The sequence below is a fragment of the Verrucomicrobiia bacterium genome (genome assembly GCA_035765895.1).
Lineage (GTDB): Bacteria > Verrucomicrobiota > Verrucomicrobiia > Limisphaerales > DSYF01 > DSYF01.
The window spans coordinates 26,601-48,036 of record DASTWL010000064.1; the positions used below are offsets into that span (position 1 = coordinate 26,601).

General features: G+C 61.4%; 20 protein-coding genes. 12 read left to right on the forward strand and 8 right to left on the reverse strand.

Going from position 1 to position 21,436, the window contains the following annotated elements; translation table 11 throughout:
• Positions 1-4 precede the first annotated feature (4 nt).
• Positions 5-403 (forward strand): thioesterase family protein, encoded by a 399-nt coding sequence (locus VFV96_13040; protein ID HEU5071324.1) that lies wholly within the window; start codon positions 5-7, stop codon positions 401-403.
• A 40-nt stretch (positions 404-443) separates the two neighbouring features.
• Here the strand turns inward: VFV96_13040 and VFV96_13045 are convergent, their stop codons facing one another.
• Positions 444-1,331: a transglutaminase-like domain-containing protein gene (locus tag VFV96_13045; GenBank protein HEU5071325.1), complete on the reverse strand. Its 888-nt coding sequence runs from the start codon at positions 1,329-1,331 to the stop codon at positions 444-446.
• A 41-nt stretch (positions 1,332-1,372) separates the two neighbouring features.
• Complete coding sequence (locus VFV96_13050; protein HEU5071326.1) at positions 1,373-1,669, reverse strand: hypothetical protein; 297 nt, start codon at positions 1,667-1,669, stop codon at positions 1,373-1,375.
• 120 nt (positions 1,670-1,789) lie between these two features.
• On the opposite strand from VFV96_13050, the gene VFV96_13055 reads away from it, so the two are divergent.
• From VFV96_13055 to rplI, 11 genes are all read left to right on the forward strand, one after another.
• Positions 1,790-2,182 carry an ACT domain-containing protein gene (locus VFV96_13055; GenBank protein HEU5071327.1) on the forward strand — a complete coding sequence of 131 codons (393 nt, stop codon included), beginning with the start codon at positions 1,790-1,792 and terminating at the stop codon, positions 2,180-2,182.
• Between the two features lie 59 nt (positions 2,183-2,241).
• Positions 2,242-3,726 (forward strand): alpha-amylase family glycosyl hydrolase, encoded by a 1,485-nt coding sequence (locus VFV96_13060; protein HEU5071328.1) that lies wholly within the window; start codon positions 2,242-2,244, stop codon positions 3,724-3,726.
• Positions 3,727-4,052: 326 nt separating this feature from the next.
• Positions 4,053-8,684: a glutamate synthase large subunit gene (gltB, locus tag VFV96_13065; GenBank protein ID HEU5071329.1), complete on the forward strand. Its 4,632-nt coding sequence runs from the start codon at positions 4,053-4,055 to the stop codon at positions 8,682-8,684.
• Positions 8,685-8,723: 39 nt separating this feature from the next.
• Positions 8,724-10,208: a glutamate synthase subunit beta gene (locus tag VFV96_13070; GenBank protein ID HEU5071330.1), complete on the forward strand. Its 1,485-nt coding sequence runs from the start codon at positions 8,724-8,726 to the stop codon at positions 10,206-10,208.
• 83 nt (positions 10,209-10,291) lie between these two features.
• Positions 10,292-11,374 (forward strand): tRNA 2-thiouridine(34) synthase MnmA, encoded by a 1,083-nt coding sequence (gene mnmA, locus VFV96_13075; protein HEU5071331.1) that lies wholly within the window; start codon positions 10,292-10,294, stop codon positions 11,372-11,374.
• Between the two features lie 122 nt (positions 11,375-11,496).
• Complete coding sequence (locus VFV96_13080) at positions 11,497-12,441, forward strand: ribose-phosphate pyrophosphokinase (protein HEU5071332.1); 945 nt, start codon at positions 11,497-11,499, stop codon at positions 12,439-12,441.
• A gap of 33 nt (positions 12,442-12,474) precedes the next feature.
• Positions 12,475-13,218 (forward strand): 50S ribosomal protein L25, encoded by a 744-nt coding sequence (locus VFV96_13085; GenBank protein HEU5071333.1) that lies wholly within the window; start codon positions 12,475-12,477, stop codon positions 13,216-13,218.
• 51 nt (positions 13,219-13,269) lie between these two features.
• The gene (gene pth / locus VFV96_13090) at positions 13,270-13,881 is read left to right on the forward strand and encodes an aminoacyl-tRNA hydrolase (protein HEU5071334.1); all 612 of its coding nucleotides are present in this window, start codon (positions 13,270-13,272) and stop codon (positions 13,879-13,881) included.
• The gene (locus VFV96_13095) at positions 13,878-14,183 is read left to right on the forward strand and encodes a 30S ribosomal protein S6 (protein ID HEU5071335.1); all 306 of its coding nucleotides are present in this window, start codon (positions 13,878-13,880) and stop codon (positions 14,181-14,183) included. Before pth ends, VFV96_13095 begins: the two co-directional genes overlap by 4 nt.
• Positions 14,184-14,207: 24 nt before the next feature.
• A complete protein-coding gene (gene ssb / locus VFV96_13100) occupies positions 14,208-14,651 on the forward strand; it encodes a single-stranded DNA-binding protein (GenBank protein HEU5071336.1) in 444 nt (147 codons plus the stop codon).
• A gap of 43 nt (positions 14,652-14,694) precedes the next feature.
• Positions 14,695-15,270 carry a 50S ribosomal protein L9 gene (gene rplI, locus VFV96_13105; GenBank protein ID HEU5071337.1) on the forward strand — a complete coding sequence of 192 codons (576 nt, stop codon included), beginning with the start codon at positions 14,695-14,697 and terminating at the stop codon, positions 15,268-15,270.
• Between the two features lie 67 nt (positions 15,271-15,337).
• On the opposite strand, the gene VFV96_13110 is transcribed toward rplI, so the two are convergent.
• The 6 genes from VFV96_13110 to VFV96_13135 are packed head-to-tail and all read right to left on the reverse strand — an operon-like array spanning position 15,338 to position 21,330.
• Complete coding sequence (locus VFV96_13110) at positions 15,338-17,254, reverse strand: VWA domain-containing protein (protein HEU5071338.1); 1,917 nt, start codon at positions 17,252-17,254, stop codon at positions 15,338-15,340.
• Complete coding sequence (locus VFV96_13115) at positions 17,251-18,252, reverse strand: VWA domain-containing protein (protein ID HEU5071339.1); 1,002 nt, start codon at positions 18,250-18,252, stop codon at positions 17,251-17,253. The genes VFV96_13110 and VFV96_13115 overlap by 4 nt, the downstream gene beginning before the upstream one ends.
• Complete coding sequence (locus VFV96_13120) at positions 18,252-18,827, reverse strand: DUF4381 family protein (protein ID HEU5071340.1); 576 nt, start codon at positions 18,825-18,827, stop codon at positions 18,252-18,254. The genes VFV96_13115 and VFV96_13120 overlap by 1 nt, the downstream gene beginning before the upstream one ends.
• 2 nt (positions 18,828-18,829) lie before the next feature.
• The gene (locus VFV96_13125; GenBank protein HEU5071341.1) at positions 18,830-19,747 is read right to left on the reverse strand and encodes a DUF58 domain-containing protein; all 918 of its coding nucleotides are present in this window, start codon (positions 19,745-19,747) and stop codon (positions 18,830-18,832) included.
• Between the two features lie 9 nt (positions 19,748-19,756).
• Positions 19,757-20,344 carry a hypothetical protein gene (locus tag VFV96_13130; GenBank protein ID HEU5071342.1) on the reverse strand — a complete coding sequence of 196 codons (588 nt, stop codon included), beginning with the start codon at positions 20,342-20,344 and terminating at the stop codon, positions 19,757-19,759.
• Positions 20,341-21,330, reverse strand: a complete 990-nt coding sequence (locus VFV96_13135) for a MoxR family ATPase (GenBank protein ID HEU5071343.1) — start codon at positions 21,328-21,330, stop codon at positions 20,341-20,343. Before VFV96_13135 ends, VFV96_13130 begins: the two co-directional genes overlap by 4 nt.
• Positions 21,331-21,436 lie beyond the last annotated feature (106 nt).

Below are 21,436 nucleotides of genomic sequence, written 5' to 3' on the forward strand. Positions count from 1 at the left end.
GGCCATGAAGACGAAGCCGCACTCCGGTTTGTCAGGCCAACGGTCCTTCCGCGTCGAAGCGCAACATCTGATCGACTTCGCGGGCGATGACATGCCGGCCGTGCTCTCCACTCCGTGGCTGATCAAATGGCTTGAACAAACCGCCCGCGAAACGCTGGCGCCGTTGCTGGAAGACGGCGAGGCGTCCGTCGGCAGCGAAGTGGATCTCCGGCACCTGGCGCCAACCCCTTTGGGGAGTATTGTGACGTGCGTGGCCCGGGTGATTTCGGCCGAAGGCCGACAGGTGACCTTCCAGGTTGAGGCGGCGGACGAGCGGGAATTGATCGCCCGGGGAGTTCACCAGCGCGCCGTTATTTCCAAGTCCCACTTTCTCCGCCGGGTTAACGCCAAACGCACGGCCTGAAAGCAGGAGGAAACCATTTCCGCGTCCAGCAGCCTGGCTTTCAAACTTGATCCAGCGTCTGGCCGGACAGCGCCACCAGATAGCCCTGCATCCGATTGGCTTCGTCGTTGTCATCCCGTTGCAGATAGGCGCGGTGCAGGTTGCCACAGACGCGCATCAACATGCGGCGGGCGGACATTGGCGTGAGGAATTGCTCATTCAGGCCGAAGGCGGATTGCAGCAGGTATTGCACACAGTCGGCCTTGGTCAGCAACCGTCCGCGATTGAACGCATCGATGTAAACGGAATCGGCGCTGGACTGGTAGCGGCAGACGAAGTGCCCGGGCAGGCCGATGCCACTGACTGGCAGTTGCAGCCGCCGGGCGATGAGCAGGTAAACGATGGAAAGGCTGATGGGGTTTCCGGTGCGCCGGTCGAGCACCTGGTTCAGGTGGCTGTTCCGTGGGTCGAAATAGTTTTCTTCGTTGCCCCGAAATCCCAGTTCGTTGAAGAGGTGGTCGTTGATGCGCGCCAGTTGTTCGCGGGGCGACAGGTCCGATGCGAGCCGCGGCCGGATGCCCGCCGCAAAATCATCGAGCAGGGCATGGTAGGCCTCGGCATTGACGTCTGGATAGGTCGTGCGGGCCAGCAGCAGACTGCCGGTTTCGATGTCCAGCTTTTCACCCGAACGCAGGCAGAACGACAAAAACTCATGGTCGGCGGTGCGCCGTTCAAAGTGCTGGATGATGCGCCGGGCGTTGCGCCGCAGGGACGGATCACTGCTCAACCGGTGCGGCCGCAGCCATTCGCAGACGGCGGGGCCTTGCGCCAGGATTCGTTCCTGCACCGCGTTGAACACTTCCGGGTCGTCATCACCCAGCAGTTTCAACAGCGCGGCACGCTCCCGTTCCTCAAGCGGTCGGGTGTTGCTTTGGGAGGAGGTTTTCATGCGTGCGGGGCGGGGCCATTCAAACACTCATCAGGCTGAATTCAACGAGAATCGGGCGGGCCTTTCCGACGCTGCGCGCGTTCCAAGTCAACTTGATGCAAGGTCTCCTCGAGCAAGGTGCGCCGTTCCCGTCGTGACCGGGTCAACGAATCCACGGCGTCCAGCAGGGCGCAACCCACGGCGGTGAGCGTTGCCAGCAGGCAGACCGACCAGTAGAGCAGGGTGGCGAACGGCTGAAGCCGTCCCGCGAAGACGGTTTCACCGAGGACCAGCAGCATCACGGCCAGTCCCAGGAAGAAGATGCCGGCGAGACGGCGGATCAAAGTGGAGCGGTTCATCCTGAAGCCAACCTAGCACGGCAGTCTGGCGGCGGCGACCCTCTCCTTTTAATTGGCACGCGCGGCGGAGTCGGCTAGTTTTGCCGGCGGAGCGCGGAGCAACATTGAACATGGAGGGTTATGCACATCAGCAAGCAACTGGCCATCTTTCTGGACAACCGCCCCGGCACGCTGGCGCGTCTGGCGGACGCGATGGCCGAGGCGGAAATCAACATTTACGCGATTTCAACCAGCGACACCATTGACCATTCTGTGGTGCGCCTCGTCGTGAGTGATTACCGGAAGGCGCTGCACGTCTTCGAGGAGCGCGGCGCCCTGGTGGTGGAGGACGACGTGCTGGTGATTGAAGGCGACAATAAACCCGGTTCACTGGCGCGCCTGGCCCACAAGCTGGCGGCCGCCAAGGTGAACATCGAATACTGTTACAGCGCCACCGGACCGCGGGAAAAGAAGGGGCTGATGGTGCTGCGGGTTTCGGATGCCAGGAAGGCGCTCAAAGTCCTGAACAGTTAATCTGGCTTTTTTGGCCGGTGTGGCCGCCGTGTCTTGCCCTCCGCGCCGCCCCCCGGTTCATGCGCTTTCCTCTCCTCTACGAAATCAACACACGCTGCTGGCTGCGTGAATTGTCGGCGGCCGCGGGACGCACGTTGACCCTGGCCGAAGTCCCCGAAGCGGAGATTCAACGCTGGCGGGAAAGCGGCTTCACCCACGTCTGGTTGATGGGGGTGTGGCGGAGCGGGCCCCAGGCGCGGGCGGCCGCATTGAACGATTCCAAACTGCGCCAGGCGTATGCGGCGGCGTTGCCCGACTGGCGTGAAGACGACGTGGGTGGTTCGCCTTACGCCGTGGCCGCGTATCAAGTGGCGGAAGAACTGGGCGGGGACGCGGCGCTGGCGGAGTTGCGCCGGCGGCTGGCGCAGCAGGAGATTTTGCTCGTGCTGGATTTTGTGCCCAACCACCTCGGCCTGGATCACCTCTGGCTGAAGGAGCGGCCGGAACTCTTCGTGCAAAGTCCAACGCCGTTGCCCGAGACTTTCACGGTGGAACACGCGGGGCAAATCCGCTGGATTGCGCATGGCAAGGATCCGAATTTCCCCGCCTGGACCGACACCGCGCAACTCGACTATCGGAATCCGGCCACGCGCGAGGCGATGATTCAGCAGTTGCTCGCCATTGCGGCGCGGTGCGACGGCGTGCGGTGTGACATGGCCATGTTGCTGTTGAACGACCTGTTCGCGAAGCATTGGTCGCGCTTTCCCTTCAGTCAGCCGGTGCCGGACCGGGAATTTTGGACCGAAGCCCTCGCCGCCGTGTGGCGCGTGTTGCCCGACTTCCTGTTCATCTCCGAGTCCTACTGGAATCTGGAATCCTGCCTGCAAACGCTCGGATTTGATTACACCTACGACAAGGTGCTCTACGACGAGCTGGTCTATCACGATCCCTCGGCCGTGACCCGCCATCTGCTGGAGGAAAGTTCGCCGACGTTCATCGAGAAAAGCGTCCACTTCCTGGAGAACCACGATGAGCAGCGGGCGGCGGCGGTCTTTGTGCCGGCCGAACATCGGGCGGCGGCGCTTCTCGTGCTCGGGCTGTCCGGGCTGCGAATGCTGCACGACGGCCAGCTGACCGGCAACCGCACCCGGCTCCCCGTGCAACTGCTCCGGCGCCCCGCCGCGCCACCCGACGAGGCAACCCGGCAAATCTACGATCAACTGTTGCGCGGACTGCGGAGTTCGGCGGTGGGACGGGGCGAGGCGACGTTGCTGCGCCCGCGGGCCGCCTGGCCGGACAATCAGACGTGGCGCAATTTCGTCGTTATTCAGTGGCAGGTGCATCCGGGCGAGTTTGACCTCGTGGTGGTCAACCTCGTGCCGCATCGCTGCCAATGCTACGTGCCCCTCACGATTCCCAATCTGGGCCGCGATCACTGGGTCATGCAGGATTTGCTCGGCCCGGAACGCTACCTGCGGGTGGGCGCCGACTTGGAACGGCAGGGGCTTTACCTCGATGTGCCGGCCTACGCCGCCCAGGTCTTTCACTTCCAGCCGGGCTGCTGACCGGCGGGCGGCTTGAAATTGCGCAAATTTTTTGATGACACCGCGGCTGGGCGCATGTTTGATATGCGCCGCGCTGGCGGACCCGCCGTTTTTGGGCAATAATTTCCGTCGGTGCGCGGGGGGTTGCCCGTGAAGTTGGGGATGTGGTTCTTGGGGTCCGGAGGCGTGGGGGAACTGGTTTCACTTCGCTGGTTGGTTTCAACGCGACGGAGGGTCCACGCCCGTTGGGTCGGCGGCAACGGTCAACGGCGGCGAGGCGGCAACGGCGGTTCGAAAAATGCATTGCGCCAGAGCGTTTTGTTGGTAGTAAAAATCCGACTTTAGTCATGAACATGGACAACATGAAGGAAGCCCAGGCCGGCGGTCCGCAATTGGACCTGCCGCCAAAGCAGGGACTGTATGATCCGCGGTTCGAGAAGGACGCGTGCGGGGTGGGGTTTGTTGCCAACATCAAAGGCAAAAAGTCACATGACCTCGTCCAGCAGGGGTTGCAAATTCTCCGCAATCTCGATCACCGGGGCGCCTGTGGCAGCGAGGTCAACACCGGCGACGGTGCGGGCATCCTGATCCAGATGCCGCATGAATTTTTTGAAGGCGTCTGCGGCGACGCCGGCATCAAGTTGCCGCCGTTGGGCCAATACGGCGTGGGCATGTTGTTCCTGCCGCCCGATCCCAAGCAGCGGCGGAAGCTGGAGCTGATTTTTGAGAAAATCGTCAACTCCGAGGGGCTGGAGTTCCTCGGCTGGCGCACAGTGCCCACGAACAACACTTCGCTGGGCAACACCGCCAAGTCGGCCGAGCCGGCCATCCGCCAGGCCTTCATCGGCCGGGGCGAGGGGATGGAGGATCCGCTGGCCTTCGAACGCCGGTTGTATGTCGCGCGCAAGCGCACTTTCAACGAAATCCGGTGCTCCACGCTCGATGGTGCTCAGTATTGGTATGTGTGCAGCCTGTCGAGCCAGACGCTCGTTTACAAGGGCATGCTCCTCACCGAGCAGGTCGGCCAGTATTTCCCCGATTTGAACGATCCGCGCATGAAGACCGCGCTGGCGCTCGTGCATTCACGCTTCAGCACGAACACGTTTCCCAGCTGGAGCCGCGCGCACCCGTATCGCTTCATCGCGAACAACGGCGAAATCAACACGCTCCGCGGCAACATCAACTGGATGCACGCCCGGGAGGCGCTGTTTGAAACGGACCTGTTCGGTGATGACATCAAGAAGATCCTGCCCATTGTGGACGCCAACGGCAGCGACTCGGCGATGTTCGACAATGTGCTCGAACTGCTCGTGCTGGCCGGCCGCTCGTTGCCGCACGCGATGATGATGATGATTCCCGAGCCGTGGGCGAATCACGAGTCCATGAGCGACGCGAAAAAGGCGTTCTACGAATATCATTCGTGCCTCATGGAGCCGTGGGATGGCCCGGCGTGCATCGCCTTCACCGACGGCGTGCGCATCGGCGCGTCGCTGGACCGGAACGGCCTGCGGCCGTCGCGTTATTACGTCACCAAGGACGATTACGTCATCATGGCCTCCGAAGTGGGCGTGCTGGACGTGCCGCCGGAGAACATTGCCCAGAAGGGACGCCTCCAGCCCGGTCGCATGTTCTACATCGACACGGAACTGGGCCGGATTGTTTCCGACGAGGAAATCAAGAACGCCATCGCGCATGAGCAGCCTTATCGCGAGTGGCTGAATCAGCACTTGATTCAGCTCACCACGTTGCCTGATCCCGGCCAGCTGCCCGAACCCGATCACGAAACCGTGATGCAGCGCCAGCAGGCCTTCGGTTACACGTTTGAAGACTTGCGCCTGCTGATGGTGCCGATGGCACGGGACGGCGTCGAAGCCGTGGGATCGATGGGCACCGACACGCCGCTGGCCGTGCTCAGCAACAAGTCGCAACCGCTCTACAATTACTTCAAGCAATTGTTTGCGCAGGTGACCAACCCGCCAATTGACTGCATTCGTGAGGAGATTGTCACCAACACGGTGACGACCATCGGTTCGGAGAAGAACCTGTTGAACCCCGTGCCGGAAAGCTGCCACCTGATCGAGCTCAAGTCGCCCATCCTCACGAATGAGGAGTTCGCCAAGCTCAAGCATCTCGACCAGCCGGGCTACAAGTCCATCACCTTCCCGATCCTCTACAAGGTGGACAAGGGGGCGAAGGGCCTGGAAAAGGCCATGAGCGACCTGTGCAAAAGCGCCAGCAAGGCCATCAAGGATGGCATCAACATCATTGTGCTTTCTGACCGCGGCATGGACGCGAAGAATGCGCCCATCCCGGCCCTGCTCGCGGTGAGCGGGCTGCATCATCACCTGATTCGCGAGGGCTCGCGGACGCGGGTGGGGCTCGTGCTGGAGTCGGGCGAGCCCCGCGAAGTGCATCACTTCTCGCTGCTCATCGGCTACGGCTGCGGCGCCATCAACCCGTATCTCGCGTTCGAAACGCTCGACGACATGATCCGCCAGGGTCTGTTGCCGGACATCGATCACAAGACGGCGTGCAAGAATTACGTGAAGGCCGCCGTGAAGGGCGTCGTGAAGGTCGCCTCCAAGATGGGCATTTCGACCATCCAATCCTATCGCGGTGCGCAAATCTTCGAGGCGGTCGGCATCAACGAGGCCGTCATCGACAAGTATTTCACGTGGACCGCCTCGCGGATTGAAGGCATCGGCATGGAGGAGGTTGCGAAGGAAGTGGAACTGCGCCATCGCCACGCGTTCCCCGACCGGTCGGTCAACGGGCACACCCTCGACGTCGGCGGACAGTATCAATGGCGGCGCGACGGCGAGTATCACCTGTTCAACCCCGAAACCGTTCACAAGCTCCAGAAGGCGGTGCGCAACACGGATTACCGGACCTTCAAGGAATACTCGCAGTCGGTCAACGAGCAGGGGAAGAACTGGTGCACCCTGCGCGGCTTGCTCGAGTTCAAGCCCGGCAAATCCATCCCGATTGAAGAAGTCGAGCCGATCGAAAGCATCATGAAGCGCTTCAAGTCCGGCGCCATGAGCTATGGTTCCATTTCCAAGGAAGCGCACGAGGCTCTGGCCATTGCCATGAACCGGATTGGCGGGCGCTCAAACACGGGCGAGGGCGGCGAGGATCCGGAGCGTTACACCTGGACGAACGAGCAGGGCGATTCGAAGAACTCGGCCATCAAGCAGGTGGCGTCCGGCCGCTTCGGTGTCACCAGTCATTATCTGGTCAACGCCAAGGAACTCCAAATCAAGATGGCGCAAGGCGCCAAGCCCGGCGAGGGCGGTCAGTTGCCGGGACGCAAGGTGTATCCGTGGGTGGCGAAAGTGCGGCACTCCACGCCGGGTGTCGGTTTGATTTCGCCGCCGCCGCACCACGACATCTATTCCATCGAGGATTTGGCGGAACTCATTCATGATTTGAAGAATGCCAACATCCACGCGCGCGTCAGCGTGAAGCTGGTGGCGGAAGTGGGCGTGGGCACCATCGCCGCGGGCGTGGCCAAGGCCCATGCCGATGTGGTGTTGATTTCCGGCTTCGATGGCGGCACGGGGGCCTCCCCGCAAACCTCCATCAAGCACGCCGGCCTGCCGTGGGAACTGGGCCTGGCTGAAACCCACCAGACGCTGGTGTTAAACAACCTGCGTTCGCGCATTGCGGTCGAAACCGACGGTCAATTAAAGACCGGACGCGACGTGGTGATTGCCGCGCTGCTCGGCGCCGAGGAGTTTGGCTTTGCCACCGCACCGTTGGTGACGCTGGGTTGCATCATGATGCGGGTCTGCCATTTGAACACCTGTCCGGTGGGCGTGGCCACGCAGGATCCCGAACTGCGCAAGCGGTTCACCGGCGATCCTGCGCACACGGTGAACTTCATGAAGTTCATCGCCCAGGAAGTGCGGGAAATCATGGCGGAACTCGGCTTCCGCACCATCGACGAGATGGTGGGCCGGACCGACCGTCTGGAGCCGCGCAAGGCCGTGGAGCATTGGAAGGCGAGGGGACTCGACTTCAGCAAGATTCTTTACCAGCCGGAAGTGGGCGCGGAAGTCGGCCGCTACCGCCAGATGCCGCAAGACCACGGCATCGACAAGTCGCTCGACATCACCCAACTGTTCGAGATCTGCAAACCGGCCATCGAGCGGAAGGAACGAGTTCGCGCGACGCTGGCCGTCCGCAACGTCAATCGCGTGGTCGGCACGATTACCGGCAGCGAAGTCACCCGCCGCCACGGACCGGCAGGGCTGCCCGAGGATACGATCCAAATCACATTCAAGGGCAGCGCGGGCCAGAGTTTTGGGGCGTTCATGCCCAAGGGCATGACCTTCATTCTCGAAGGCGACGCCAACGATTATTTCGGCAAGGGGTTGAGCGGCGGAAAGCTCATTCTCTACCCGCCGGCGGGCAGCACGTTTGTGCCCGAGGAAAACATGATCGTCGGCAACGTGGCGCTTTACGGCGCAACCGGCGGCGAAGTGTTCATCCGCGGCATGGCCGGGGAACGCTTCGGCGTCCGCAACTCCGGGGTGCGCGCTGTGGTCGAGGCCGTGGGTGACCACGGTTGCGAATACATGACCGGTGGCGTGGTGGCCGTGCTCGGCCCCACCGGGCGCAACTTCGCCGCAGGCATGTCCGGCGGCGTCGCCTACGTGCTGGATGAGCAGGGGGATTTCCCGGTCAAGTGCAACCAGCAGATGGTCGGCTTGGAAAAGCTCGACGATGAAGACATTGCCACATTGAAGGCGATGGTTGAAAATCACGCCATCAACACCAAGAGCGCCCGCGCGGCCAACCTTCTTGCCGGGTGGGATAAATTCCTGCCGCAATTCGTCAAGGTCATGCCCAAGGACTACAAGCGTGTGCTGGCGGCCATCAAGAAGGCCAAGGCCGAGGGGTTGACGGGTGACGACGCCCTGTCGCGCGCCTTCGAGGAAAACTCAATGGACAAAGCACGCGTGGGCGGCAGCTAGACCGATTCGATACGTTTAGGAACCTGAAAGACATCAAGCATGGGCAAACCGACTGGATTCCTCGAATACCTCCGCGAACTGCCGCTGGATCGTAATGCCATCAAGCGCATCGCCGACTGGAACGAATTCCACGAGCACATGGATGACGCGAAACTGCGCGAGCAGGCGGCGCGTTGCATGGATTGCGGCATTCCCTTCTGCCACAACGGCACGCTGGTCAGCGGCATGGCCAGCGGCTGCCCCGTCAACAACCTCATCCCCGAGTGGAACGACCTCGTCTATCGCGGACTTTGGAAGGAGGCGCTGGAGCGGCTGCACAAGACGAACAACTTTCCGGACTTCACCGGCCGCGTTTGTCCGGCGCCGTGCGAAGGCTCCTGCGTGCTGGGCATCAATGCCCCGCCCGTGACCATCAAGAACATCGAGTGCTCCATCATCGATTACGGCTGGGAGCATGGCTGGGTTGTGCCCGAGCCGCCGCAAAAGCGCACCGGCAAGAAAGTGGCCGTCATTGGCTCCGGTCCCGCGGGCCTGACCGCGGCGGCCCAGCTCAATCGTGCCGGGCACTTGGTGACCGTCTTTGAACGCGCCGACCGCGCCGGCGGCCTGCTCATGTATGGCATCCCCAACATGAAGCTCGACAAGGAAAAGGTGGTGGCGCGCCGGCTCCAGCAAATGGAGGCCGAGGGCGTCGTGTTCAAGTGCAACTGTGAGGTGGGCCGCGACCTCACGGCGCAGCAGTTGCTGGCCGAATTTGACGCCATCGTGATCTGCACGGGCGCCACCAAGCCGCGCGATTTGCCGATTGAAGGCCGTTCCGCGAAGGGCATTCACTTTGCCATGGACTTTCTCACCGCGAACACCAAGGCGTTGCTCGACGGGCACAAGAACGGCAGCTTCATCTCCGCGGAGGGCAAGGATGTCGTTGTCATCGGCGGCGGTGACACCGGCACCGACTGCGTGGGAACTTCACTGCGCCACGGCTGCAAAAGCCTGGTGCAGGTGGAAATTCTGCCGAAACCGCCGCTGGAGCGGGCCAAGGACAATCCGTGGCCCGAGTGGCCCAAGGTTTACAAGCTTGATTACGGCCAGGAGGAGGCAGCCGCGAAGTTTGGCGCCGACCCGCGTGTTTATCTGACCACGGCGAAAAAGTTCGAAACGGATGAGCAGGGGCACGTCAAGGCCGTCCATCTGGTGCAAATTCAGTGGGAGAAAAACGAGAAGGGACAGTTCATTCCCAAGGATGTCCCGGGGACCGAACGCGTCATTCCCGCCCAGCTCGTGCTCCTCGCGATGGGCTTCCTCGGACCTGAACAGCCGTTGCTCGACAGCCTCGGTGTCGAGCGCGATCCACGCAGCAACGTGAAGGCGGAGCACGGCAGGTATGCCACCAGCATTCCCAAGGTTTTCGCCGCGGGCGATTGCCGGCGCGGCCAGAGCCTGGTCGTGTGGGCGTTCAACGAAGGACGGGGCGCCGCACGGGAGGTGGACCGTTTCCTCATGGGCGTCACGGAACTGCCCTGAGGGGTTTTCAATCCGGGAGCGCGGGCCGAACAGCCCGCGCTTCTTTTTTGGCAGATCAACCGCAAGCCGTTAAAATGGGCATGGTGAGCGCAGCGACAAAACAACGCGTGGTTTTGGGCATGAGTGGTGGCGTGGATTCGTCCGCGGCCGCCGCCCTGCTGTTGGAGCAGGGCTGGGACGTGATTGGCATCACCCTCAAACTGTGGCCGCAGGATTGCGTGTCGCGGGCCGAGGACAAGTGCTGTGGCCCGCAAGCCGTGACGGACGCGCGTTCCGTGGCGCACAAGCTGGGCATTCCATTCTATCTCGTGGACGAGGCCGAGGACTTTCAGAAGGCGGTCATCAACTATTTTGCGGAAGAATACAAGGCTGGCCGCACGCCCAATCCCTGTGTGATGTGCAACGAACGGCTGAAGTTTGGCAATCTCATCAATCGCGCGCAGCAGCTCGGGGCGGATTTTATTGCGACCGGGCATTACGCCCGGGTCGAGCGCCGTGAGGACGGCTGCGTGCTGTTGCGGCGCGGTCGTGACGTGCGCAAGGACCAGAGCTATTTTCTGTTTTCGCTGCGGCAGGAACAGTTGCGCCGCGTGGTGTTTCCGCTGGGGGAATTGACCAAAACCGACACGCGCGACACGGCGCGTCATTGCGGACTCAAGACGGCCGACAAGGAGGAGAGCATGGAAATTTGCTTCGTGCCGGACAAGGATTACGGCCGCTTTCTGCAGCAGGCCAGGTTGGTTGAGCCACATCGCGGTGAAATCGTGGATCTGCACGGGCACGTGCTCGGCCATCATGACGGCATCGAGTTTTACACCATCGGTCAACGCAAGGGGCTGGGGCTTTCCTCGCCGCGGCCCTTGTATGTCGTCGAGCTGGATGCGGCCCGCAACCGCGTGATTGTGGGGGATGAATCTGCGCTGGAACGGGCGGAGTTCCGGATTGAGCGGTGCAACTGGATTCCGTTTGCCGAGCCGCCCGCCCGTTTTGAAGCGCTGGCCAAAATTCGTTACAACCACCCCGGCACGCCGGCCACGGTGACACCGCATTCGGATGGAACCGCCCGCGTCGAGCTGCACACGCCCCAGCGGGCCATCACGCCCGGTCAAGCCTGCGTGTTCTATCAGGATGATCTGGTCGTGGGGGGCGGCTGGATCGGCCGGTGAAACCGCCCGGCGCCGCCGGAGATTCACCTTGCGGGGGAAGGGCGGCTTGTTACAGTTCGCGGCGCGGCAAGTCCACCTGAACCGGTGGTCTTTTTTATTTCCAACCCTGAAGTCATCAGCACGTGAAAATTTTCAGCGGCACAGCCAATGAGCCCCTGGCCCGGGCCATCTGCAAGAATGTCGGCGTGGCCCTCGGCAAATGCACCATCAAACCGTTTCCCGACGGCGAGACGTTTGTAAAAATCGAGGATAATGTCCGGGGCGAGGATGTCTTCCTGGTCCAGCCGACGTCACCGCCCACGAACCACAACCTCATGGAGTGCTTCATCATGATTGACGCACTCCGGCGGGCCAGCGCCAAACGCATCACCGCCGTGCTGCCGTTTTATGGTTATGCCCGGCAGGACCGCAAGGACCAGCCGCGCGTGCCCATCACCGCCAAGCTGGTGGCCAACCTGCTGGTTGCCGCCGGGGCCAATCGCGTGCTGACCATGGATTTGCACGCCCAGCAGATTCAGGGCTTTTTCGACATTCCGGTGGATCACCTTTATGCGTCACCGGTCATCTATCGTTATTTGAAGCGCAAAAAAATTCCCGATCTTGTCATCGTCAGTCCGGACGTTGGTGGGTTGAAGATGGCGCACGCCTATTCGCAGTTTCTCGGTGCCGGGCTGGCCATTGTGGCGAAGTCGCGCAAGAGCGCCACGGAGGTGGAAGCCATTGCGCTCATCGGGGAGGTGGCGGGCAAGAACTGCCTGCTGGTGGACGATCTGACGGAGACCTGCGGCACCCTGGTGAGCGCCGCGGACTTCCTCAAAAAGCAGGGAGCGAGGAAGATTTTGGCCTGCGTTTCGCACGCGGTTTTGAGCCCCATCGGCATCGAACGACTGCGCAAATCAGTCATTGACGAACTTATCACGACTGATACTGTCTTCCGCCCGCCAATTGACGGGGTCAGACTGACCACCTTGTCGGTGGCGGGTTTGTTGGGTGAAGCCATCAAACGAATTCACAGCAATCAATCCGTGAATTCCTTGTTCGCTTTCAAAGATGGACGTCCCGCCTGAGCGGTGACGGTGAGTATTTGAATTGCTGAAAAAATGAAATCTGTAGCACTTAATGCCTCGGTGCGCTCGGAAATCCGCCGCAGCGCCAACAAAAAACTTCGTGCCTCCGGCCGCATCCCTGCGGTCATTTACGGGCGCAACTCCCAGCCGCAAAATCTTGATGTCGATGCCCGGGAACTGGGCAACCTGATCCTGCACGGCATTTCCGAGAACGTGCTTGTGGATTTGAGCGTCAAGGACGACCCCAAGCCCAAGCGACTGGCCCTCGTGCAGGAAGTCCAGCATCATCCGCTCAACGGCCGGGTGTTGCACGTTGATTTTCACGAAGTCGCCGAAAACGAAAAAGTCACCATCTCCGTGCCGGTGGAAACCACGGGCGAAGCCGCGGGGGTAAAACTCTCCGGCGGCGTTCTCGAACACGTCCTGTTCAAAATCAAGGTGCGCGCCCTGCCCAAGGATTTGCCCGAGCAAATCGTTCTCGATGTGAGCGCGCTTGAGATTGACCGCTCCATTCATCTTGGCGACATCAAGCCGCCCGCCGGGGTGGAAATCCTCGGCCACAAGGAAGTGGTCGTGGTGTCCTGTGCGAAACCGCGCGCCGAGGTTGAGGAAGCTCCGGTCGCTGAAGGAGCCGCCCCGGCTGCAGGCGCCGTGGAGATGATCAAAGAGAAGAAGGAAGAAGGCGCGGCTGCTGCTGCGCCCAAGGCGGGCGACAAGGCTGCCGCCCCGAAGGCGGGCGAGAAATCCGCCGCGCCGGCTGCCGACAAAAAGAAGTAATGCCGCGCGGGTGGTGGAAGCCCCCGCGGATGGGTTCCCGAGCGACGGCACATGGAAAATCTCCGGCTCATCGTGGGTTTGGGGAATCCGGGAGCCGAATACGCACGGACACGGCACAACGCCGGTTTTTTGGTGGCGGACCAGCTGGCCTCGCGCTGGAAACTGGTCTGGCAGACCGAGCGGAAGTTTAACGCGCAGGTGGCCAGGGCCACTGTTGCGCCGGGCGTTCAGGTCGTTTTGTGCAAGCCGCAAACGTTCATGAACGCCAGTGGCGAGGCCGTGCGGCCGCTGGCGGGGTTTTATCGGGTGACGGCCGCCGGCTGTTTGGTGGTGGTGGATGATGCGGATTTGCCGTTTGGCGAACTGCGGCTTCGCCTCCGCGGCAGCAGCGGAGGGCATCACGGACTGGAGTCGGTCGAGCAGCATTTGGGCACCCGCGACTTTCCGCGGCTTCGGATTGGCATTGGGCGGCAGGGCGCGGTGCGGCAGATCACGGGCCATGTGCTGGGACGGTTTGCGACGGCGGACGAACCGCTGCTCGCAGCGGTGTTGTCGCGGGCGGCGGACCAGGCTGCGTGCTGGGCCGTCGAGGGCGGTTCGAGGGCGATGAATCAATTTAACGGGACAGTTGCCTGTCCCACCAACGAAGGAAAAGAGCAGTGAAACGTTACGAAGGTTTGTTTATTCTGAATACGGCGGGCAAGGAAGAGGGTGTCAACGACCTGGTTGAGGCCATCAAGTCCGAGTTAACCGCCCAAGGCATCAAGGTTGAGACTGTGCAAAAGATGGAAAAGCGCGGCTTCTCCCGCGTTGGCGACAACAAGTTGAAGGAAGGTTACTACGTCAACTTCATCTTTGAAGCCGGCCCGGAGGCACTGCGCAAGTTGCAGCGCCATTTTGCCTTGAACGAGAATGTGTTTCGGACCCTGTTCACCGCATTGCCGGAGCCGGCGGTGGCGAAGTAATGCCGCCCGCCGCGGAAAGTCCTCATGGCCAGCTTTAACAAAGTCATCTTGGCGGGCAATCTGACCCGCGACCCGGAGCTGCGTTACACGCCGAAAGGCACCGCCGTCGCCCGCATCACGCTGGCGGTGAACCGTGTTTTTGGCGGCGAAGATGGCCAGAAGAAGGAAGAGGTCAGCTTCATCGACGTCGAAGTTTGGGGGCGTCAGGCGGAGGTGATCGGCCAATACATGAAGAAAGGCCGGCCGCTGCTGGTGGAGGGCCGGCTCAAGCTGGATTCCTGGGAGGACAAGAACACGAAGCAGAAAATGAGCAAGCTGAAGGTTGTTCTCGAAAGCTTTTCCTTCATCGACTCAAACCGCGGTGACGCAGAAGGCGGGCCTCGTCCCGCCGCCCGTCCAGCTCCCTCCGCTTCGGCGGAGCCCCTGTCGGGCGACGTCCCGCCGGAGAGCGACGACGTGCCGTTCTAATTTTTGTTCATTCCAACCGATTTGATTTTCACGCATCACGTTTATGGCCAAGACTGAAGTAATTCTCGTTCAAAACATCGTTGGGCTGGGTGGCGAATCCGACCAGGTGAAGGTTGCTGCCGGTTACGCCCGCAATTACCTGATTCCGCAGGGCCTCGCGATTCCGCTGAGCTCCGGGAACAAGCGCCGTCTCGAAGCCCTCCGCCAGCGCCGCGCCGAGCGCGAGGCGCACGAACTCAACTCGATGACCGAGCTGGCGAAGAGCCTGCAGAAGCTCGTGCTCGTCATCAAGGTCAAGACCGGCGAAGACGGCAAGATGTTCGGCCACGTCACCAATGGCATGATCGCCGACGAGCTGAAACACCAGTTCGACATCAGTCTCGACAAGAAGAAGATTCAGACCGACCACGGTTTAAAGACCTTGGGCGAACACGAGGTCGAAATGAATCTGCACAGCGACGTAAAAGCGACGCTCAAGGTGCGGGTGGAAAGCCTTAATCCGCTGCCGGCGCCGGTGGAAGCCGAGCCGAAGAAGGAGGAAGGAAAGGCCGAACGTCGGACGCGCCGCGCCGAAGGCGAAGGCGGTAAGAAGACCCGCAGCACCAAGGCGGCTGAGTAATCCACCGCTCGTTAAAAATCTGACAGGGCAGGCAATTTTGCCTGCCCTTTTTCTTTGTTTGCCAGGATCACCAGTCCTTGGTTGGGGGATGGCCGGCCGGCGGTGATTCCAGCTTCTGCAACGGCAGCACCTGCTCGTCGCCCTTCATGGCGTCCAGAAAACGGCGCGCCTGTTCAGGCGACATTTCCCCCTGACGCTGGCCGTTTGCCGTGGCTTGTTCCGCCGCCTGCTCCTGACGCTTTTCGCCTTCGGATTTGGTGGGTTCTGACGGTTGCTGCGGCTGCTTCTGCTGCTCTTGCGGCGATGGCGACGCTGGTTGCTTTTGGTCGTCCGGTGAGGGCTTGTTCTGGCCGCCTTGCTGGGGATTGGATTGTTGTTGTTCCTGCTGCTGTTGTTGCTGCTTTTGTTCGTCGGACTTTTGCTGGTCCCGTTTCCCGTTTTGTTGCTGCTGGTTCTGCTGCTGGTTTTGTTTTTGATCCGGCTTGGATTGTTGCTGATTCTGCCGCTGCTGCTGTTTTTGCTGTTGCTTCAACTGCTCCAGCTGTTGTTTGACGAATTCGTAATTGTGTTTGGCGTCTGCATCCTGCGCATTCAGCTTCAGGGCACTGTCAAAGTCGCTCAGTGATTTTTCCCACAGCTGTTGGCGGGTTTGCGGGCTGGCTTCGTTCTGACCCTGGCGGAACAGGGTGTTGCCCCGGTTGTAGTAGGCGCGTTGCTGCAGGTTCAGGTCCGGCGCGGTCGCGGCCTTGCTCAACAACGTCGCGGCCTCGTCGAATTTTCCATTTCGGTAGGCGGCTGTGCCCGCATTCAGGGCGAGCCGCGTGTCGTCCGGCCGTTTTTTCAGCAACCGCTCGTATTCGCTCCTGGCCTTGTCAAAGCGCCCGCTCTGGTAATCGCGCAATGCGCCGGCCGCCGAACCCCATGCCAGGGGCGGCAGCAGGAAAACCGCGAGCCAAAGTGCGACCACCGCCTGTCGTTTCGCGACGGGCAGTGACCCTGTCGTCGGGGTGGATTTGCCCAGTCGCGCCGGCAACAAGATTTCGCCGAGCAGGAGCAGGATGGCCAGCGCCAGCGGCCAGTGGAATTGTTCGTGGTAATCCTTGTAGAGCCGGGCTTCAGATTCGGTCCGGGGCAGCGGTGCCAATCCCTTTTCATAAAGCGTTTCAATGACCTTGGAGCCGCGCAGCGGCAGATAAAATCCATGTCCGGCTTGGGCGATTTCCTTCAGCAGCGTTTCGTCCAGCCGGGACTTCACGCGGTTGCCGTTTTCATCGCGGACGGATTCGGGCAGCAGCACGCCCTCGGGCGAGCCGATCCCAATGGTGAAAATGCGCAGCCCGGCCGCGGCTGCCTTGCGGGCGGCCTCGACGGCGTTGGCATCGTGATCTTCACCGTCGGTGAAAAGAACCAGCACCTTGTAGCCATCGCCTTCCTTGAAGGCCGCTTGTGCGGTCGCGATGGCCTCGGCGATGGCCGTTCCTCCCTGGGGCAGGGTGTTGACGTCCAGCATGTCCACGCTCTGACGAAAGGCCGATTCATCAATCGTCATCGGGCATTCCAGGAAGGCGTCGCCGGCAAAGGCCACGAGCCCGAGCCGGTCTGACTTGGCGGTCTGCATCAAATCCAGCGCGGCCAGTTTTGCGCGCGCCAGCCGGCTCGGTGCGATGTCGTCAGCCAGCATGGATTTGGACGTGTCAATCGCCACCACGACATCGAGACTTTTCTGGTGCGCTTCCTGCCAGGTGAATCCCCATTGCGGACGGGCGAGGGCGATGACCAACGCCGTCGCGGCCCCGACCAGCAGCAGCGCGCGAAGCTGTTCGCGGGCGGGCGAAATCCCGACGGCCAGCTCCGGCAGCAGCCGTGCCTGAACGAACGCGGTCAACAAGCGCCGCCGGTTGCGTCCGGCCCACCACAGAAATGCCATCAACGCCGGCGGGACGACCAGCAGCAGCCAGAGCACGTGCGGATGGGCAAATCTCATGGCAGCCTCCGCCAGACGGTGTTGCCCAGCCCGAGTTCGGCAAACAACAACAGCAGGCCCGGCGCAATCAGCCAGCCGGCCAGTTCCTCATAATGGGTGAACCGCTTTACGTCCATTTCGGTCTTCTCCAGCTTGTCGATCTCCGCGTAGATGTTTTGAAACCGCTGCGCGTTGTCGGCGCGGTAGTATTTGCCGCCCGTCTTGTCGGCAATCTTCTGCAACGTGCCTTCGTCAATGTCCACCGGCACCATCTGATACGTGTGCCGGCCGAACACGTCCACCACGGGAAACGGCGCTTGCCCGCGGGTGCCGATCCCGATGGTGTAAACTTTCACCCCCAGCGCGGCCGCGGCCTCGGCGGCCGTCAGCGGCGGAATCTTGCCCGCGTTGTTCTGCCCGTCCGTCATGAGGATGACGATCTTGCTCTTTGCCTTGAGGTCGCGCAGCCGGTTGACCGCCGCGCTCAGCCCCGAGCCGATGGCCGTGCCGTCCTCGATCAGATGCAACTTCAGCCGGTCAATGTTCTGTTCGAGAAAATCATGGTCGAGCGTCAGCGGGCAGGCGATGTAGGCCTTGGCAGCAAAAGCCACCAAACCAATGCGGTCGTTGGGCCGCTTGTCGATGAACCGCTTCAACACCTGCTTGGCCATGTTAATGCGGTTCACGCGCTGGCCGCCGATCTCGAAATCTTCCGACTCCATGCTGCCTGAGAGGTCAATCGCCACAACGATGTCCACCCCGCTGGCATGAATGGTTTGTTCGCTGCGCGAGAGCCGCGGCTGGGCCAGTGCCACGATGAACAGGGCCAGCGTCACCCAGCGCAACGCCGCCAGCACCCGTCCCGCGCGGGAACGCGTGGGGCCGCCGATGCCCGCCACCAACTTCGTGGAGGAATACACAAACGCCGCGGGCCGCCCGCGTTGGCCTTTCAGCCACGCCGCCAGGGGCAGTCCGAGCAGCAGCAGCAACAACCAGGGATGTGCAAACGTTATGACCATCACGATGAAACGGCTGCGGCGGATTCATTGACGCCCGGGGCGGCCAGCGGGCGCGGCTCGGTTTCGTCCACGAGCCGGCCCGCGGCGCCGTGCAGGTCGCGCAATTCGGCCTCCGTGGGTTCGTAACGCGCGAATTTGACCAGATCGCAGCGCTGAAGGAAGTCGCCGAGACTTTCCTTTTGCGCCGGATTGAGCAGCTGCGTTGCCTGCAGCTCGCGCAAAAATTCCTCGGTGGTTCGTTCCGGGGCGCGGAAGTCGAAGCGTTCCTCCAGATAGGTGCGGAGCGCATCCGAGACGGCGATCACAAACGGCTTGGGCTCGTGCAACCAGCGCAACGCCGCTTCGAGCCGTTGACGTGCCCGAACGTGGGGCGGGATGAGTGGCGGCAGCGGGACCTGCTTGCGCCGGGAAAGGAACCACGCCGTCACGCCAATGATCAAGCCCGCCACGGCCAGCGCAGCCAGCGTCCACCACAACCACGCCCAGCCGCTGGGGATGGCCACGGGCGGTTTGATGTCGTGCAGACCGTTGGTTGCGGTGACTGCGTTCCAGTTCGTTTGTGCCAGCGTTGCCATGCTCAACCTCGCAACCGTCGCTTTTCCCGCGTCTCGAAGAACCGTCCCAAGGCCACCCCGTAGGGCTGATCCGTGCGCAATTGAATCGCGTCAATCCGGGCCGAGCGGAACATGCGGTCCAGTTCCGCCTGGTTCCGCCACTGACGCAGGGCGAAGGCATTGCGGTTCGCGTCCGAGCCGGTGTTGATTTCGACGACTTCACCCGACTCGGCATCCTCCAGCACCAGCCGGCCCAAATCGGGCAGCTCAAATTCATAGCGGTCCGCGATTTGCACGGCGACCAGGTCGTGCCGGCGGTTGGCCTGCTTGATGGACGTTTGGAAATTGCGAATGTCGGCCGGCTTCGGTTCCACCAGCGCCGGGGCGAGAAAGTCGGACACCATCACCATGATGGCCCGATGCGCCAGCATGCGGTTGGCAAACTCCAATGCGCCGGGCAGATCCGTCCCACGACGCTGCGGCTCGAAGAACAGCACTTCGCGGATGACGCGGAGCACGTGCTTCCGGCCCTTGCGCGGCGGGATGAACTTCTCCACCTCGTCGGTGAAGAGGACGAGGCCCACCTTGTCGTTGTTGCGGATGGCGGAGAAGGCGAGCACGGAGGCGATCTCGGCGGCGAGTTCCCGCTTGGACTGCGCCTGCGAGCCGAACCGCCCGGAGCCGCTGACGTCCACCACGAGCATGAGCGTGAGTTCGCGTTCCTCGACGAACTTCTTCACGAACGGATGGTTCATGCGCGCGGTGACGTTCCAATCGATCGAGCGCACCTCGTCGCCGGGCTGGTATTCGCGCACCTCGTCGAAGTTCATGCCCTGGCCCTTGAAGACGGAATGATACTGGCCCGCGAGCGTTTCCGTCACGATGCGGTTCGTGCGAATCTCAATCTGCCGGATTTTTTTGAGGATCTCGCGGGGGATCATAGTCTTTGCTCAGTTACTTAATGATCCGGAAGCATCCAAAGAGTGAGAGCCAAGCCAAACGCGCAACTGACCTTTAACCACACCTGATGTTTCTATTTCAACAAGCATCACATCGAGGCGACGATGAGGTGTGACTGTAAAATAGTAATACTTTATCTGGCTGCCGCCCCCATCGTAGCCGCCTGCCATATTGGTGTGTTTTCCAAACAGTTTTTCGAGTGCCGATGCTGAACGTGCTTGTAGAACCTTTTCAACCGGCGGAAGCGATTTTTTGTATACCGCTTCGAACCAAAAAGAATCTCCTTCTCCATCCAGTCTCACTCTTGATCCATCCCCCCAGCGGTCACGGTTTACTGAGCGAATAACAACTTTCCGCTCGGTGGCGCTGCCAACCCACTCTTCTTGGTGTTTCGGATTGAGAACCATTTCAATCGGTTGCGACAGTTTGTTGGTTACTTGATGGTTGCTTTCAAGCGCTTCAGCTAGAGGAGGCCAGACTGGCGAAGCTTCGCGCCGTGGCGTCGTTGAGCAACCGCTCAGCACACTGAAGCAAACCAATGAAATCCAGATGATAGGCTCGACCCGCATACGACTCACGGCACAGGCAACTCATCAAAAATCTTCTGGATGATGTTCTCGCTGGTCTTTTCCTCGGCCTCGGCTTCGTAGGTGATGGCCACGCGGTGGCGCAGCACGTCCATGCCGATGCTCTTCACGTCCTGCGGGGTCACGTAGCCGCGGCCCTTGAGGAACGCATACGCCTTGGCCGCTAGCGTCAGCGCGATGGTCGCGCGCGGCGAGGCGCCGAGCTGGATGAATTCCTTTACCGCAATCTTGTAATGGTCCGGGTCACGCGTGGCGCAGACCACGTCCACGATGTAGTCCTTCACCTTGTCGTCCACGTAGATGTCGTTGATGACTTCGCGGGCCTTGAGGATTTGCTGCGGGTCCACGACGGCTTCGGTATGCGGCTGACCGCTGGTGCGCGCCATCATGTCGAGGATTTGCCGTTCTTCGGTGCGCGTCGGGTAACCGATTTTTAGCTTCAACATGAAGCGATCCACCTGTGCCTCAGGCAGGGGATAGGTGCCTTCCTGTTCGATCGGGTTCTGCGTCGCGAGCACGAGGAAGGGTTCCTCCAGCCGGTAAGTCTGGTCGCCGATGGTGACCTGCTTTTCCTGCATGGCTTCGAGCAGGGCGGATTGCACCTTGGCGGGCGCGCGGTTGATTTCGTCGGCGAGGACGAGGTTGGCAAAGACCGGGCCCCTGCGCGTGGTGAAGTTGCCGGACTGCGGGTTGTAAACCTGCGTGCCGATGACGTCGGCGGGCAGCATGTCGGGCGTGAATTGCAGGCGGGCGAACTTCACGTGCATGCAGTTTGCCAGCGACTTCACCGCGAGCGTCTTGGCCAGGCCGGGCACGCCTTCGAGGAGGACGTGTCCGTTCGCGAGCAGTCCGATGACGAGCCGCTCGGTGAGGTATTGCTGGCCGACGATGACCTTGCTGAGTTCGTTGAAGAGCGGGCGGGTGAAGGAGCTGGCTTCCGCAACCGCCGCGTTGATGGCCGTTAGTCCCGTGTTCATGGTCGCAAAATGTTAACGACAGAAAGACAGGCAGGCCAGCAGGGTGTTCAAAAAATCCGGGGAAAACGGAAGCCGCGGGCCGCGTCCAATGCCCACGAAGGCTGTC

Bases quoted from the DNA above. Each gene is read 5' to 3' on its own strand.
- VFV96_13040 (HEU5071324.1), top strand. From the start codon at position 5: ATGAAGACGAAGCCGCACTCCGGTTTGTCAGGCCAACGGTCCTTCCGC.
- VFV96_13045 (HEU5071325.1), bottom strand. From the start codon at position 1,331: ATGAAAACCTCCTCCCAAAGCAACACCCGACCGCTTGAGGAACGGGAG.
- VFV96_13050 (HEU5071326.1), bottom strand. From the start codon at position 1,669: ATGAACCGCTCCACTTTGATCCGCCGTCTCGCCGGCATCTTCTTCCTG.
- VFV96_13055 (HEU5071327.1), top strand. From the start codon at position 1,790: ATGCACATCAGCAAGCAACTGGCCATCTTTCTGGACAACCGCCCCGGC.
- VFV96_13060 (HEU5071328.1), top strand. From the start codon at position 2,242: ATGCGCTTTCCTCTCCTCTACGAAATCAACACACGCTGCTGGCTGCGT.
- gltB (HEU5071329.1), top strand. From the start codon at position 4,053: ATGAACATGGACAACATGAAGGAAGCCCAGGCCGGCGGTCCGCAATTG.
- VFV96_13070 (HEU5071330.1), top strand. From the start codon at position 8,724: ATGGGCAAACCGACTGGATTCCTCGAATACCTCCGCGAACTGCCGCTG.
- VFV96_13085 (HEU5071333.1), top strand. From the start codon at position 12,475: ATGAAATCTGTAGCACTTAATGCCTCGGTGCGCTCGGAAATCCGCCGC.
- pth (HEU5071334.1), top strand. From the start codon at position 13,270: ATGGAAAATCTCCGGCTCATCGTGGGTTTGGGGAATCCGGGAGCCGAA.
- ssb (HEU5071336.1), top strand. From the start codon at position 14,208: ATGGCCAGCTTTAACAAAGTCATCTTGGCGGGCAATCTGACCCGCGAC.
- rplI (HEU5071337.1), top strand. From the start codon at position 14,695: ATGGCCAAGACTGAAGTAATTCTCGTTCAAAACATCGTTGGGCTGGGT.
- VFV96_13110 (HEU5071338.1), bottom strand. From the start codon at position 17,254: ATGAGATTTGCCCATCCGCACGTGCTCTGGCTGCTGCTGGTCGTCCCG.
- VFV96_13115 (HEU5071339.1), bottom strand. From the start codon at position 18,252: ATGGTCATAACGTTTGCACATCCCTGGTTGTTGCTGCTGCTGCTCGGA.
- VFV96_13120 (HEU5071340.1), bottom strand. From the start codon at position 18,827: ATGGCAACGCTGGCACAAACGAACTGGAACGCAGTCACCGCAACCAAC.
- VFV96_13125 (HEU5071341.1), bottom strand. From the start codon at position 19,747: ATGATCCCCCGCGAGATCCTCAAAAAAATCCGGCAGATTGAGATTCGC.
- VFV96_13135 (HEU5071343.1), bottom strand. From the start codon at position 21,330: ATGAACACGGGACTAACGGCCATCAACGCGGCGGTTGCGGAAGCCAGC.